The sequence below is a fragment of the Paraburkholderia sp. CNPSo 3274 genome (genome assembly GCF_024206475.1).
GTDB lineage: Bacteria > Pseudomonadota > Gammaproteobacteria > Burkholderiales > Burkholderiaceae > Paraburkholderia.
In genome coordinates this window covers 19,621-33,993 of the sequence record NZ_JAMBPR010000011.1, presented here as the reverse complement: position 1 = coordinate 33,993, position 14,373 = coordinate 19,621, and the positions used below count along the sequence as shown (strand labels likewise).

The following is a 14,373-nucleotide window of genomic DNA, read 5'->3' as shown; positions in this document are numbered from 1 at the left end:
GAGCATCTATTCGATGCCTAATTTGTCCCCGGAAAAATAACGGTTATTTTTCCGGCGCTGAAATGACATAATCTCTGCCCCGCCGGCCGGCGCGCGGCAGGTCACGTCACATTCCATTCATAACCCTTTTGTCGACCCCGCTAATCGCAGGGCCGCACGCGATTCTTTTTTTGATGTTAATTTAAACCTAATTCCCGATTGGCCATTTAAGCGGCGATTTTCCCCATTTTTTGGTGCGAAATTGCCGAACAATCGCTTTTATTATTCGCCGCACACAATACAGTCATCGAAACATGAACGACCGTTCTCCCAATCTCGCGCCCGCGCCGCTCGAAGAGACGACACTGCGCCAGTGGCTGTCTGTCTTTGCCGTGGCGATCAGCGCATTCGCGTTCGTGACGTCCGAGTTCCTGCCGGTCGGTTTGCTCACCGAGATCGCCCGCGACCTCGGCGTGACGCCGGGCACCGCTGGCCTCATGGTGACCACGCCGGGCGTCATGGCGGCGATCTTCGCCCCGGGCCTGATGATGTTTGCCGGCCGCATGGACCGGCGGCAGGTATTTCTCCTGCTCACGGCCGTGCTGCTCGCATCGAATATCGTCTCCGCGCTTTCGACGAATTTTGCGCTCATGCTGGTTGGCCGCGCGATGCTCGGCGCGGCGCTCGGCGGCTTCTGGACCCTCGCGACCGCAGCGGCGGGCCGCCTCGTGCATACGAGCGACGCCGCGCGCGCAACGGCCATCATCCTGACCGGCGTGACCTTCGCGACGGTGATCGGCGTGCCGCTCGGCACCTTTATCGCCGGATTCGCGTCGTGGCGCATGTCGTTTTTCGTGACGGGCGGCCTCGTCGCGCTCGCGCTCGTTGCGCAGGCGTTGCTGGTGCCAACGCTTCCTTCCGCTGCCGCATTGCGACTTGCCGATTTCGCCACACTGCTGCGCCGCCCGGATGTGCGCCTGAGCATGCTGATGGTGGCGCTCGTGTTCGGCGCGCATTTCTCGACGTACACGTTCATTGCCCCGCTGCTTCAGCAGGACTTCTCGATGAGCGCGATCACGCTGTTGCTGCTCGCATTCGGCGTGATCGGCTTTTTCTCGAACGCGCTGACTTCGGCGGTCGTCGCCACGCGCCTGAAGTCCGCCGTGGCGACCATGACGGCGCTGTTGTTGTGCGCGCTCTCGGCGATGATTCTGCTCGACCACGTGCGAATCGGCGAGATCGCGGCGATGCTGATGTGGGGCGTGGCGTTTGGCGCGATTCCCCTGTGCTTCTCCGTGTGGATTCAGCGCAGTACGGCCGATCTCGCCGAAGCGGGCTCGGCAATGTTCGTGAGCGTGATCCAGGTGGCGATCGCGCTTGGCTCGTCGGTGGGCGGCGCGATCGTGGACCGTGCAGGCGTACGTGCCGATCTGGTGCTCGGCTGCGCGCTCGCAGTGTTCGGCCTGGTGACGTTGCAGCGGCTTGCGGCAATGGAGCGGCCGGCGCGGGTCGCGGCGCTCGAATGCGAATGCAGCCCGTCGCTCGATTGAAACGAGAGCGATGGAAGGCGGCGAGCCATCGAGCTCGCCGCACCCTGATGCGCAAAACGCGCACGCCCGTTCTGGGTCTGCGCAAAGGACTTGATGCCATTGCACCACGCTAGCGCATCGCACCGCGCCAACGTTTGCGAACGGGCATGGACGTTCGTCCGCAAAGGCTCGCCGATTACCGCGTGCCATGCTCACGCGCAGACACCCTCAAGTGACGCTCAGCTTCGGCCGATATGCAATCTGGCTCCCCTGCGTTCCGCAGGGTCTGCCACTCCCGAACTGAAAGCGAGCGTTACGTGCACGGAATCAAGTTTGCCTGGCTGCTGTCTGGGTTGATCGGCATGCTCTTGCTCCTGGGTTGCGATCAGCAGAATAGCGCCCAGAGCAGCAAGGTTGCGCCTGTACGGACCACCATCACCGCACTGATCTGGGCGCCGGACTGGCCTGAGGAGATGCTCCAGATCGCCGCCGAGTTCGACAAGCTCAATCCCGATCTGCACGTGAACGTGCAGTTCATGGTTGGCAACTCGGTCGAGGAGAACATCAAGCCGCGCGTGGCGGCGGGAACGCTGCCGGACCTCGTCAGCATCAATCCGAACGCCTATGCCGCCGAGTTGGCCGACCAGGGCGTGCTCGCCGATGTCCGCCAGAGCGCCGCATGGCGCAACATGCTGGATCCGCTCAAGTCCGACTGGACCAGTCGCGACGGCAAGGGCTTTGGCGTTTCGGGCGGCGTGGCGACGACGATGATCTACTACAACCGCGCCATGTTCGCCAAGGCCGGCATCGACACGGTGCCAACGAATTTCGATGAATTTCTGGCGGTGTGCGCCAAGCTCAAGCGGGCAGGAATGATTCCGGTGATGTGGAGCGGCGGCTTTCCGAACATGCTCGGCAACGGGCCATTCGCTTCCGGCTTTGCCAACAATGTGGTCGCGCGCGAGCCTCACTGGAAAGAGAAAATGGCGGACGGCACGCTGAACCTGGATACGCCGGAAGTGGCCGATATCTTCGCCAGGATCGCGTTGATACCCGAGCGTGGCTACGCGCAGCCATCGTTCATGACGACGGGGTACGACGAGGGCATTCGCCTTTTCAAGGAGGGCAAGGTGGCGATGGCGTTCCAGGGTAGCTGGGCCGCCGGGCTGATGCTGCGTGGAAACGATTTCTCGGTGGGCGTGTTCGTGCCGCCATGGAACGCGCGCGGCGAACGCGTCGTGCCGGTGCTCGGCAGCGAAACGGGCTTTGCCGTTTGCGAAACGCCCAACAAGGCCGCGGCCATGCGTTTTCTGGAATTCATCGCCGGCAAGGGATTTCCGATTCTTCAGAGGAAACGCCACAACATTTCGCCGTTTCAGCGAGGCATGGGCACCGTGGTGAGCGACGTGGAGATCGTCGACTACGCGAACGCGGTCAGTCGCTATCCGGTCACGGCAAGTCCCTATTATTCGTCGCTTCCTTCCAATACGATTGAGCTGGTGCACAAATTGATGCAGGATGTGCTGCTCAGGAAAATTACGCCCAGGCAGGCTGCGGAGCGCCTGGACATCTCGGTCAAGACTGAAGCGAAGATGCACTACAAATGAATGCAATCTCCGCGTTGCTGCGACGCGCTTTCGACTACCTCTGCCAGGATTTGCTTCGACGCGTCGAGATTCGCTATCGACTGATTGCCGCTTTCATTCTGTTGGCGCTGTTGCCCATTATCATTTCGGGCTGCATTTCCTATGTGAAGTCGGTCGCGGCGATCAAGGAGAATGCGGAGATATTCTCGAAAGAGGTGGTGAGGCAGGTTTCGAGAAATGTCGAACTGCGCATGCAGCAGATCGAATCGGAAAGCAATCTTCTCGTGCTTTCGGATCGGGTCCAGGGTGCGCTGGCGAGAGCGGCGAGCGGGAGCGCCAGGGAGCAGAGCGAGGCGCGCGAGGACATGACGCGATTGCTGCTCGAACATTACGGATCGGTCGATTTCATCAATCAGAAATATTTGCTCGACCAGAATGACCGGATTCTGGATACGCAGGCGTTTGCGCAGTTGACTACGGGGGTGACGGCGCTCGTCGGCATCGCGGAAGAGTCGCATGAACGCACCTACTGGGGCAGCTACGACGATGGGGTCGGGCAGCAGAACCTGGGGATGGTGCGCGCCATCTACAACAAGAGCGACAACACGAAGATCGGCAGTCTGGTTCTGGTCGTTCGCCCTGAATACTTCTCGACGATTTTCAACGACGTCGCTTCGGGCAGCGGAACAGAGATTTACGTATTCGATGCGGGCGACAACAAAATCGTCGTCGTCCCGCATAATGCGTCGTCGCCCAACCCGGGCACCACGCCCGAGCCTGGCCTGATGGAGGATATCGCCCGCCACCGCATATCGGGCGAGTCGAGCCGGTTCGTCAATTTCGCAGCAAAGCGCGGCGGGCGTTATCTCGCCGCCTACGCGCGCATTCCCGGCACGAGCTGGTTCGTGGTCAGCACGATCGCCGAACAGAATCTGACTGCGGAGGCACAGGCCGTACGCAACCAGATCGTGGTAGTCGGTATTTCCGGGTTTCTGCTTTCTATTTTCCTTGCCTACTTTATTTCGTACAGCATTTCGGCGCCGCTCCAGGATCTGGTGCGGCGCATGCACGACACCGGCGAGGATGCCGGCGCCGTCGAGGACGAAGGCAAGGAAGGGGAAGGCTCGGTTGGCGGACCGGACGAGCTGGCGCGGCTCGCGCAGCGTTTTGAGCGCATGCGCACGGCGATCAGACAGAAGATTCACAAGATCAACGAAATCAATGCGTCGCTCGAACAGACTGTCGTCGACCGAACGGCGGAACTCGTCGCCCGCGAACGGGAGTCGCGCACGCTGATCGAGAATTCGCCCGATACGATCACGCGATATGACCGCGAGCTGCGCCGCACATTCGCCAATCCGGCCTTTTGCACGTCGGCGGGATGCGAACTCGCCAGCGTCCTCGGCAAGCGGCCTTCGGAGCTTCCTGGCGGGCCCAATGCGCTGGTCTACGAAAGGAAGATCGGCGAAGTCCTCACGACGGGAAAAAGCGCGCAGTTCGAACTGCGGTGGGCAGGAAAGGACGGGCAGGAGCAATGTACTCACATTCGCATCACGCCGGAGATCGATCGCTCCGGCCATGTCAGCTCCGTGCTGGCGGTCGGTCGCGACCTCTCAGACCGGATGGCGTTCGAGGCGACCATCTGGAAGCAGGCCAATTTCGATGCGCTGACGGGTCTTCCTAACCGGCAGTTGTTCCACGATCGTCTCACTGAGGAGGCGGCGCTCGCGAGCCGTTCGGAAAGGCGGGTGGCCCTGATGTTGATCGACCTCGATCGCTTCAAGGAGGTCAACGACTCGCTGGGGCACGACCGCGGCGACGTGCTGTTGATCGAGGCTGGGCGCCGCATTAGCGCGTGCGTGCGCAATCTGGATACCGTCGCGCGACTTGGTGGCGACGAGTTCACGGTGATCTTGCCCGATCTCGAAGACATGGAAGCGGTGGAGCAGACCGTGCGCAATATCAATCGCAAACTGACTGAGCCGTTCAAACTCGGCGCGGACGAGGTCTACATTTCGGCGAGCATCGGCGTAACCGTTTTCCCTGACGACACGGTTGAACTCGACGCGTTGTTCAAGAACGCCGACCAGGCCATGTACGCGGCCAAGAATGCCGGACGCAATCGCTTCAGTTACTTCACGCCCGACATGCAACTGGAGGCGCAAACGCGCTTGCGCCTGACCAGCGACCTGCGTGCGGCGCTTCCTCGCAATCAGTTTCGGCTGCTTTATCAGCCGGTCGTCGACCTGGCAACGGGCCAGGTCCGCAAAGCGGAAGCGCTGATACGCTGGCTGCATCCCGAGCGCGGCATGATCAATCCGCTGGAATTCATTCCGCTGGCCGAAGATACCGGACTGATCATCCCCATTGGCGACTGGGTGTTCAGGCAAGCCGTGCAACAAGCGCGGCTATGGCGTGAGCAATTCGATCCGTCGTTCCAGATCAGCGTCAACATGTCGCCGGTGCAGGTCCGCCAGGACAGCACGGTTGGCGGGCGCTGGCACGACTATCTCGATCGCGAGGGCATGCCGGGGCAAAGCGTGGTGGTGGAAATCACCGAGGGGCTGCTGCTACAGGCCGAATCGAATATCGACGAGAGGTTGCTGGATTTCCGTCTTGCGGGCATTGGCATTTCGATCGACGACTTCGGCACCGGCTATTCCTCGCTTGCCTATCTCAAACGCTTCGACATCGATTACCTGAAAATCGATCGTTCGTTTGTCCAGAACCTGAGCGTGGACGAAAACAATCAGGTGCTATGCGAGGCGATGGTGGTGCTGGCACACAAGCTGGGAATCCAGGTCATCGCCGAAGGCGTGGAAACCGTCGAGCAACGGGATTTTCTCAAGTCGATGGGCTGTGATTTCGCGCAGGGCTATTTGTATTCCAGACCGATCGAGCCCGAGCAGTTCGAGCAGGTGGTCTGGCCGTTGGTCGCAGAAGGCGCGGCGGGCGAGCAGGAGCGAGGCGATAGCTAACGAATGTATGCGGTAGCATCGTATCGACTCACTGCGAAACGACCCGAAATAATCAGCCAGCATATCAATCGACGCGTTCAGGCGTTCTGTACGAAGACGTACGGAACACGAAAGCTTTTTCCCTCAGTCTACGGTCTGCATTGACCGTGTGCCTGTATTCGCCGATCAGGCTGCGCGAGGGACCGCAATGAACGTGTTGAACGATGAACGGCCGCTCGATGAAATCGCGCGGGTAGATGTGGAGAGTGCGCAGGCGCTCGCTCAGTCGATGGACGACGACGGAGTGGGCGTGCTTGACGACATCGTGCCAGCCGCAATTCTCACGAAGCTCCGCAGCGGGGTAGCCGAACTGGTCGGGCAGCACGGCACCCGATACTTTGGCTTTAGCGGGGCGCAATGGATAACCGGCACCTGTCTCGCCCCGCTTTTCGAAGACCCGGGGCTGCACGCGTTATTGCGCCAGTTGTATGTGCGCAAGATGGGGACGCCGCCGCCCAGCGACCGGATTTACCCGGTCATGCGCGTGCTTTCGGGAAAACAGGGAATCCGTCACTCGAACATTTTCCACTACGACTCGTATGCCATATCGATCTTGCTGCCCGTTCTGATTCCCAATGACCCGGGCGAACTGGCAGGCCATCTCGTGATGTTTCCGAATCTACGCAATGCGCGGCGGTTGGCGATCGTTAATATCGTCGAGAAGGCGATAATGGAAAAGATGCTCGGAAGGATTTGGCGCTCAGCGCGTGTGCAGAAATGGTTTTCTGCGAAGGTTGTGACGTTGAAGCCGGGTAATCTTTACTTCATTTGGGGCTTGCGCTCGCTGCATGCGAATCAGGCCTGCGCGCCTTCCAGCGTTCGGTGCACAGTGCTGTTTCACTTCGGCGACCCGCACGAAAGCAGTGTATTCAAAGGGCTCAGCCAGCGGCTGCACGACATGAAGCTGCGGCACATGGCGCGCGATTGACGCGTTGTATTGCCAACACGCCAACACACATCGCGCGCCGCTGCCGCTTTTACTGCGCGAGCCAACCTCCGTCCACCTTGAGCTCAGCGCCGCGCATCTCGTTCGCCGCCTCCGAGCACAGGAACGCCGCCACGCCGCCAATTTGCTCGACCGTCGCAAAGCTTGCCGACGGCTGCTTTTCGCCGAGCAGTTTCAGCGTAGCGTCTTCGACGGACATTGCCTCGCGGTGGGCCAGATCGTCGATCTGCTTCTGGACGAGCGGCGTGAGCACCCAGCCTGGACAGATCGCATTGACGGTCACGCCGCTGCGCGCTGTTTCCAGTGCGGCGACCTTGGTAAGCCCGATCACGCCATGCTTGGCCGCGACGTAGGCCGACTTGCCGACCGAGCCCACGAGCCCGTGTACCGACGCGATATTGATCACGCGTCCCCAACCCGCTGAGCGCATGATGGGAAGCGCCGCGCGCGTCGCGTGAAACGTCGCGCTCAGATTGATCGCGATAATCTGATCCCAGCGCTCAACCGGGAAGTTTTCGATCGCTTCGACATACTGAATGCCCGCATTGTTGACGAGAATATCGAGCCCGCCGAACGTGCTTGCCGCGAAAGCCACGAGCGCTTCGATCTCGGCAGGACGGCTCATGTCCGCGTTGTGATGCGCGGCGCGCACGCCGGCCGCTTCGATTTGCGCGAGTGCGGCCGCCGGATCGCCGAAACCGTTCAGGACGATATTGGCGCCCGCGCGCGCCAGCGCCGTCGCAATGCCGAGACCGATGCCGCTGGTCGAACCGGTGACGACGGCGGTTTTTCCGGCGAGGGAGAGCGTGTTGGGGATATGCATGAGTTAGGGCCTGGTACGAATGCCGGTTAGACGATACCGGTCAGGTAGAACACGGCGATAACGAAGAAGACCGCGAGCGTTTTGATGATGGTCACCGCGAAAATGTCGCGATACGACTCCCGGTGCGTGAGGCCCGTGACTGCGAGCAACGTGATGACCGCGCCGTTGTGCGGCAGCGTATCCATGCCGCCGCTCGCCATCGCTACCACGCGGTGGAGCACTTCCATCGGAATGTGCATGGTCTGCGCGGTCTTGATGAAGGTGTCCGACATGGCGGCGAGCGCAATGCTCATGCCGCCCGACGCCGAACCCGTGATACCCGCGAGCGCCGAAACCGACACGGCCGCATTCACGAGCGGATTCGGAATGGCCTTGAGCGCATTGCCGATCACGAGGAAGCCGGGCAGCGCCGAGATCACGCCGCCGAAGCCGTACTCGGATGCCGTATTGAGCGTTGCGAGCAGCGCGCCGCTCACCGCGATTTTCGTGCCGCTCGCGAAGCGTTCCTTCACGCGGCCGAACGCCGTCACGATAACGAGCAGAATGCCGAGCAGCAGTGCGCCCTGCACGGCCCAGATGGCCACGACGCTTTTCACGGGCACCGTCACGGGCGCATGAATGCCGGGCAGCACGTCGGGCGCGACGGTGAAGCTTTCGCCGTACCACTGCGGAATCCACTTCGTCAGCAGGAAGTTGGCAACGCCAACGAGTACGAGCGGCGCAATGGCCAGCGCCGGATGCGGCAGGTTGCCCGTTTCTACGCGCTCCGGTTCGTTCACGAGCGAAGTGCCATAGCCTTCGCCCTTCGCCATGGCGCTGCGGCGGCGCCATTCGAGGTACGTGAGACCGACCACGATGATGAAGATCGAGCCGATCACGCCGAGCCAGGGCGCGGCCCACGCGGTGGTCTTGAAGAACGTGGTGGGAATGATGTTCTGGATCTGCGGCGTACCGGGCAGCGAATCCATCGTGAACGTGAACGCGCCGAGCGCGATCGCGCCGGGCATGAGGCGCTTGGGAATGTTGCTCTGGCGATAGAGTTCGGCGGCGAACGGATACACCGCGAACACCACGACGAAGAGCGAGACCCCGCCATACGTGAGCAGCGCGCACACCGCGACGATCACGGCGTTGGCTCGCGAGCGGCCAATGTAGCGGATCGCGGCGGCCACGATTGCCTCGGAGAAGCCAGATAGTTCGATGACCTTACCGAACACTGCGCCGAGCAGGAACACGGGGAAGTAGAGCTTGACGAAGCCGACCATCTTTTCCATGAAGATGCCGGAAAACACGGGGGCGACGGCGGAGGGATCGATCAGCAGCACGGCGCCTAGTGCGGCGATGGGCGCAAAGAGAATGACGCTGTAGCCGCGGTAGGCCACGAACATCAGGAACGCCAAAGCGGCGATCACAATCACAAAGGACATCTTGTCTCCAGTTGGTTTATTCGTGCAGGTCTGTTTGTTGTTCGCGCGCCGAAGCCGGCGCGACCGCGCAATAGAGCACGATATGTGCCAGCGGGCGGGCAGCCTTGCGCGAAGCGGCACGGAAACCGGCGGCGCAGGGCACGGGGGTGTGCCGGGATGGTTGTGGCGGCAGCGTGTCTTAGAACTGAGACGGATTGGGCGAGCAAACGCGCCGCCGCTAGCTAACCTACACGTAAAGCGGGGAAATTTCAGGGGATATGGCGCAATCGCATTTCTGAGATAATGCGTCCCGAAAATGAGAATCCGCTGGCCGTGACAGGCCGCGTCAAGGCTGCGACCGAAGAAAAGCACCGAATGGAAATCGAAACAACCGCGCTGCTGGCCGACTACGACCACGTGCGCAAGCTGGCGATGCAATCGCTCTTTCAATCGCTCGACAAGTTCAGCGAAGGCACCGTGATCGTCGATCGCAACGCGCGCGTGGTGTGGATCAACCAGCACTACGCGGCGCGCTTCGGCTTTGACGACCCCACGGCGGTGATCGGTCTCGATTGCGAAACCGTCATTCCGAACAGCATGATGCGCGACGTCGTGAAGGGGGGCGAGCCCATCCTGCTCGACATTCTCGAGACCGATCGCGATCCGATCGTCGTTACGCGTTTGCCTATCAAGGATGACAACGGCGAAACGATCGGTGCAGTCGGCTTCGTGCTGTTCAACGAACTCAAGGGACTGTCGCCGCTCTTCAGCCAGTACGCGCGGCTGCGAGCCGAACTGATCAGCACGCGCCAGTCGCTCGCGCAGGTGCGTCGCGCGAAGTACAGCTTTTCAAGCCTGATCGGCACGAGCGCGGCAAGCCTCGAAGTGAAGCGCCAGGCGCGCCGAGCCGCGCGTCTCGCGTCGCCGGTGCTTTTGCTTGGCGAAACGGGCACGGGTAAGGAGTTGCTTGCGCACGCCATACACGGCGCGTCCGGACGCGCGGACGGTCCGCTCGTGACGGTGAACGTCGCGGCGATTCCCGACACGCTGCTGGAACTGGAGTTCTTCGGCGCGGAGGCGGGCGCGTACACGGGCGCGGAGCGCAAGGGGCGCATCGGCAAGTTCGAGCTGGCCCAGGGCGGCACACTCTTTCTCGACGAGATCGGCGACATGCCGCTCGCGCTGCAGGGCAAATTGCTGCGGGTGTTGCAGGAGCAGGAGTTCGAGCCGCTCGGGTCGAATCGCATCGTGCGCACCGACGTGCGCATCATCGCGGCGACGTCGGCGGATCTGCCCGCGCTCGTGGCGCAGGGCCGGTTTCGCGCGGACCTCTACTATCGGCTCAACGTGCTGACGATTCGCGTGCCGCCGCTGCGCGAGCGCCTGGCGGACATCGAGGCGATGGCGTATTCGATTCTCGACAAGCTCGCGGTGCAGAGCGGTGCGGGGCATCTCGAACTCGACAGCGATGCGCTTGCGGTGCTGTGTGCGTATAGCTGGCCGGGCAACGTGCGTGAGTTGCGCAATACGCTCGAGCGCGCGGTGCTGCTATCGGATAGCGAGCGCATTGATGCGCTCGCGCTCGCGCGCTTCATTGGCGATGGGCGCGGGCAGCGCCTGAACGAGGAGCGGGGCGATCAGCACGATACGCAGGACGACACCGGCGTGCAGCAGTATCAGCAGTACGACGAAGCGATGCGCGATTACGAACGCCGCTTCCTGACCGAAGCGTTACGCGCGGCGGGAGGTCAAGTGACGAAAGCCGCCGCACAGATCGGCATGGCGCGTGCGACGCTGTACCGGCGCATCGTTGCGCTGGGCATCGACATTTGATGCCGTGAGCCTGCGCAATCACCCGCCGCAATGAGTTTTTTGCGTGCGGCCTTCACGCGTGCCAAATGCGCTTCATCCCAGTCGTAAAAGCCCGCGCCGCTGCGCACACCCACGCGGCCCGCTTTGACTTGCGCGCGCAACAAATCGATCACGTCTTCCTACCACCTCGGGGTTCGCCTCTGACTCGGGTTCGACAGCCTGGCACGGCGTCGTATCGGTTCGGCGGGCCGTCAACAATCGGGGACATATTCTTCTTCGCATCCGGTTATACCCTGGGTCTATTTCACCCGCGTGAGGACTCTGGTATAACTGCGCTCCCAAGCTGATTACGTTTTAGCGCGGCAAAAACCGCAGGCGCGGCAAGCGCGCGGGAAGCCGTGGAAAGGGAGTGCAATGGCGCGCGTAGTGGTGGTGGGCAGCATCAACATGGACATGGTCGTCACGACCGACACGTTTCCCCGGCTCGGCGAAACGCTGTTCGGCACGCATTTTTCGACGCATCCGGGCGGCAAGGGCGCGAATCAGGCGGTCGCGGCGGCGCGCCTGGGCGCCGAGGTGACGATGATCGGCTGCGTCGGCGCCGATGCGTTCGGCGGCGAAATGAAAGCGACGCTGGCGCGCGAAGGCGTCGATATCGCCCATGTGAGCACGGGGCGCGAGGCGACCGGCATCGCGTCGATCACGCTCTCGGGCGGCGACAACGCAATCATCGTCGTGCCTGGCGCGAACCATGAGCTTTCGCCCGAAGACATCGACCGTGCCAGCGCGGCGATCGCACAGGCCGACGTCGTGCTCGCACAACTCGAAGTGCCCTACGCAACGGTGCTGCACGCCGCGCGGCGCGCCCGCGAACACGGCAAGGCATTCTTTCTCAATCCCGCGCCCGCGGTCGAACTGAGCGGCGAACTGCTCGATCTGACCACGCTGCTGACGCCGAACGAACATGAACTCGCCACCGCGCTGCAAACGCCGGAAGGTGCGTGGGCCGAGGTCATCACGCGCGCGCCCGTGCCTGGCCCGCGCATTGCCATGACGCACGGTAAAGACGGCGCGTACTACGCCGACGCCAATGGCGCGCTCGTGCATCAGCGGGGATTCGCAGTCGAAGCCGTCGATACGACCGGCGCCGGCGACACCTTCAACGGCGCGCTCGCGGCATTCTGGCATCTCGGCATAGACGAGGCCGTGCGGCGCGCGAACGCTGCGGGCGCGCTTTCGGTGACGCGCGCCGGCGCGCAGGGCGGCATGCCTACGCTCGCCGAGCTCGAAGCCTTCCTGAACACGCAAGCCTGAGATTCGAAGTGAAAAAACACGGACATCTGAATCGCGACATCGCACGCGTGCTGGCCCGCATGGGCCACACGGACAGCCTGGTGATCGCGGACTGCGGGCTGCCGGTTCCCGACGGCGTGGAATGCATCGACGTTTCGCTCGCGGCCGGCGTGCCCGACTTCTTCGCCGTGCTCGACAGCGTGCTCGCCGACTTCAAGGCCGAGCGCGCAGTGTTCGCGAGCGAAGCGCAGACGCACAACGCGGCCGTCGCGGCGCGCAGCCGCGACATGGCCGCCGCGCACATCGCCGTGGAAAACGTGCCGCATGAAGAATTCAAGCGCCGCTGCCGCGAGGCGAAGGCGGTGATCCGTACCGGCGAATGCAGCCCCTATGCGAATGTCATTTTGCATTCGGGCGTGATCTTCTGAGAGGTCCAGGATGCAAGTGATGATGCAGGGGATCGGCAAGGCGTTCGGTCCGGTTCGGGTGCTCGAAGGCGTCGATTTCCGCATCGAGGCGGGCGAGATCCACGCGCTGATGGGCGAGAACGGCGCAGGCAAATCGACGCTCATGAAGATCCTGAGCGGCGTGTATCAAGCCGACGCAGGCGAGATCCTCGTGGATGGCCGCGCGGTGCAGATCCGCAGCACCGTCGAGGCCGAACGCGCGGGCATTGCCATCATTCACCAGGAATTGAACCTCATCCCGCAGTTGACGGTGATGGAGAATCTTTTCCTTGGCCGCGAGCCGAGCCGCTTCGGCATGGTCGATGTCGCGACGATGCGTAAAGAGGCGCGCAAGTGGCTCGACAAGGTCGGCGCGCAGCGTATCGATCCGCAGACCGAGGCGGGGCTGCTCTCCATCGGTCAGCAACAGCTCGTGGAAATCGCCAAGGCGCTGTCGCTGAACGCGCAGGTGCTCGTGATGGACGAGCCGACCGCCGCGCTCACGAACCGCGAGATCGAAACGCTCTTCGAGATCATGCAGTCGCTCAAGGCGAGCGGCGTGGCGATCGTCTACGTTTCGCACCGCATGGAAGAGATATTCCGTGTGTGCGACAAGATCAGCGTGCTGCGCGACGGCCATTTCGTTGGCGAGCGCGCGATTCGCGATACCGGTTTCGACGAGATCGTGCGCCTGATGGTGGGCCGCGAGATTGGCGAGCGTTTCCCGAAACGCAGCCATGCGCCGGGCGACGTGCGCATGAGCGTGGCCGGTCTGGCGGACGACGGCCATATCGAAGACATTACGTTCGATGTGCGCGCGGGCGAGGTGCTGGGTATCGCCGGGCTCATGGGCGCAGGCCGCAGCGAGATTCTGCGTACGCTGTTCGGCGTGAACCGCAAGCGCGCGGGTACGGTCACGCTCGACGGCGAGCTGCTCGACGTGCGCGATGCGTCCAGCGCGATTGCGGCGGGCATTGGCTTCGTCACGGAAGACCGCAAGCGTCAGGGGCTCGTGCTCGGCATGTCGGTGCGCGAAAACGCGACGCTCGTGCATCTGGACCAGTACGCCACCCTCGGCTTCGTCAACGAGCGCGCGGAGCGCAGCGCCGTCGACGGTCTCATCAAGCAGTTGCGCGTGCGTACACGCGACGCCGAACTGGACGTCAAGGCCCTCTCGGGCGGCAATCAGCAGAAGGTCGTGTTTGCAAAGTGGCTCGCGCAGCCGCCGAAGGTGCTGCTGCTCGACGAGCCCACGCGCGGCGTGGACGTGGGCGGCAAGGCCGAAATCTACACGATCATCAATCAGCTCGCGGAGCAGGGCGTTGCCATCGTAATGGTGTCGTCCGAGTTGCCCGAAGTGCTGGCCATGAGCGACCGCATTCTCGTCATGCATCAGGGACGCCAGAACGGCATCTTCGAAGCGGCCACGGCCACCCAGGAGCTGATCATGACGGCGGCAGCCGGCGGCCAGGCGAGTGCTGCGCAAGCCGTAGCGGCCTGAGCGAAGGCGTTTACTCATTCACTGCAAACTAGCGA

At 62.5% G+C, this 14,373-nt stretch carries 10 protein-coding genes and 1 pseudogene; 8 read left to right on the top strand and 3 right to left on the bottom strand.

Annotated elements, in window-relative coordinates; translation table 11 throughout:
• The first annotated feature begins 293 nt into the window (after nucleotides 1-293).
• The 4 genes from M3I54_RS09540 (at nucleotide 294) to M3I54_RS09525 (ending at nucleotide 7,039) form a co-directional block, all read left to right on the top strand.
• Nucleotides 294-1,529 carry an MFS transporter gene (locus M3I54_RS09540; RefSeq protein ID WP_254335092.1) on the top strand — a complete coding sequence of 412 codons (1,236 nt, stop codon included), beginning with the start codon at nucleotides 294-296 and terminating at the stop codon, nucleotides 1,527-1,529.
• Nucleotides 1,530-1,870: 341 nt separating this feature from the next.
• Complete coding sequence (locus M3I54_RS09535; protein ID WP_254335289.1) at nucleotides 1,871-3,115, top strand: ABC transporter substrate-binding protein; 1,245 nt, start codon at nucleotides 1,871-1,873, stop codon at nucleotides 3,113-3,115.
• Nucleotides 3,112-6,072, top strand: a complete 2,961-nt coding sequence (locus M3I54_RS09530; protein WP_254335090.1) for an EAL domain-containing protein — start codon at nucleotides 3,112-3,114, stop codon at nucleotides 6,070-6,072. The genes M3I54_RS09535 and M3I54_RS09530 overlap by 4 nt, the downstream gene beginning before the upstream one ends.
• A gap of 187 nt (nucleotides 6,073-6,259) precedes the next feature.
• The gene (locus tag M3I54_RS09525; protein WP_254335088.1) at nucleotides 6,260-7,039 is read left to right on the top strand and encodes a hypothetical protein; all 780 of its coding nucleotides are present in this window, start codon (nucleotides 6,260-6,262) and stop codon (nucleotides 7,037-7,039) included.
• Between the two features lie 49 nt (nucleotides 7,040-7,088).
• Here M3I54_RS09525 and M3I54_RS09520 read toward each other — a convergent pair whose 3' ends face one another.
• Together M3I54_RS09520 and M3I54_RS09515 are read right to left on the bottom strand one after the other, a co-directional pair.
• Nucleotides 7,089-7,880 (bottom strand): 3-hydroxybutyrate dehydrogenase, encoded by a 792-nt coding sequence (locus M3I54_RS09520; protein ID WP_254335086.1) that lies wholly within the window; start codon nucleotides 7,878-7,880, stop codon nucleotides 7,089-7,091.
• A 26-nt stretch (nucleotides 7,881-7,906) separates the two neighbouring features.
• Complete coding sequence (locus M3I54_RS09515; RefSeq protein WP_254335084.1) at nucleotides 7,907-9,307, bottom strand: GntP family permease; 1,401 nt, start codon at nucleotides 9,305-9,307, stop codon at nucleotides 7,907-7,909.
• 354 nt (nucleotides 9,308-9,661) lie between these two features.
• Here M3I54_RS09515 and M3I54_RS09510 point away from each other — a divergent pair, with 354 nt between their 5' ends.
• Nucleotides 9,662-11,119 (top strand): sigma-54-dependent Fis family transcriptional regulator, encoded by a 1,458-nt coding sequence (locus M3I54_RS09510; RefSeq protein ID WP_254335082.1) that lies wholly within the window; start codon nucleotides 9,662-9,664, stop codon nucleotides 11,117-11,119.
• 20 nt (nucleotides 11,120-11,139) lie between these two features.
• Here the strand turns inward: M3I54_RS09510 and M3I54_RS09505 are convergent.
• Nucleotides 11,140-11,277 (bottom strand): annotated as a pseudogene (locus M3I54_RS09505) (3-hydroxyacyl-CoA dehydrogenase family protein); the annotation flags it as partial.
• Between the two features lie 235 nt (nucleotides 11,278-11,512).
• On the opposite strand from M3I54_RS09505, the gene rbsK reads away from it, so the two are divergent.
• Genes rbsK through M3I54_RS09490 form a run of 3 tightly spaced genes read left to right on the top strand, consistent with a single transcriptional unit; the run spans nucleotide 11,513 to nucleotide 14,338 of the window.
• Nucleotides 11,513-12,412 carry a ribokinase gene (rbsK, locus tag M3I54_RS09500; protein ID WP_254335080.1) on the top strand — a complete coding sequence of 300 codons (900 nt, stop codon included), beginning with the start codon at nucleotides 11,513-11,515 and terminating at the stop codon, nucleotides 12,410-12,412.
• A gap of 8 nt (nucleotides 12,413-12,420) precedes the next feature.
• Nucleotides 12,421-12,819, top strand: a complete 399-nt coding sequence (rbsD, locus tag M3I54_RS09495; RefSeq protein WP_254335078.1) for a D-ribose pyranase — start codon at nucleotides 12,421-12,423, stop codon at nucleotides 12,817-12,819.
• Between the two features lie 10 nt (nucleotides 12,820-12,829).
• Entirely contained in the window at nucleotides 12,830-14,338 is a 1,509-nt protein-coding gene (locus M3I54_RS09490; RefSeq protein ID WP_254335076.1) for a sugar ABC transporter ATP-binding protein, read from the top strand.
• Nucleotides 14,339-14,373: the final 35 nt, after the last annotated feature.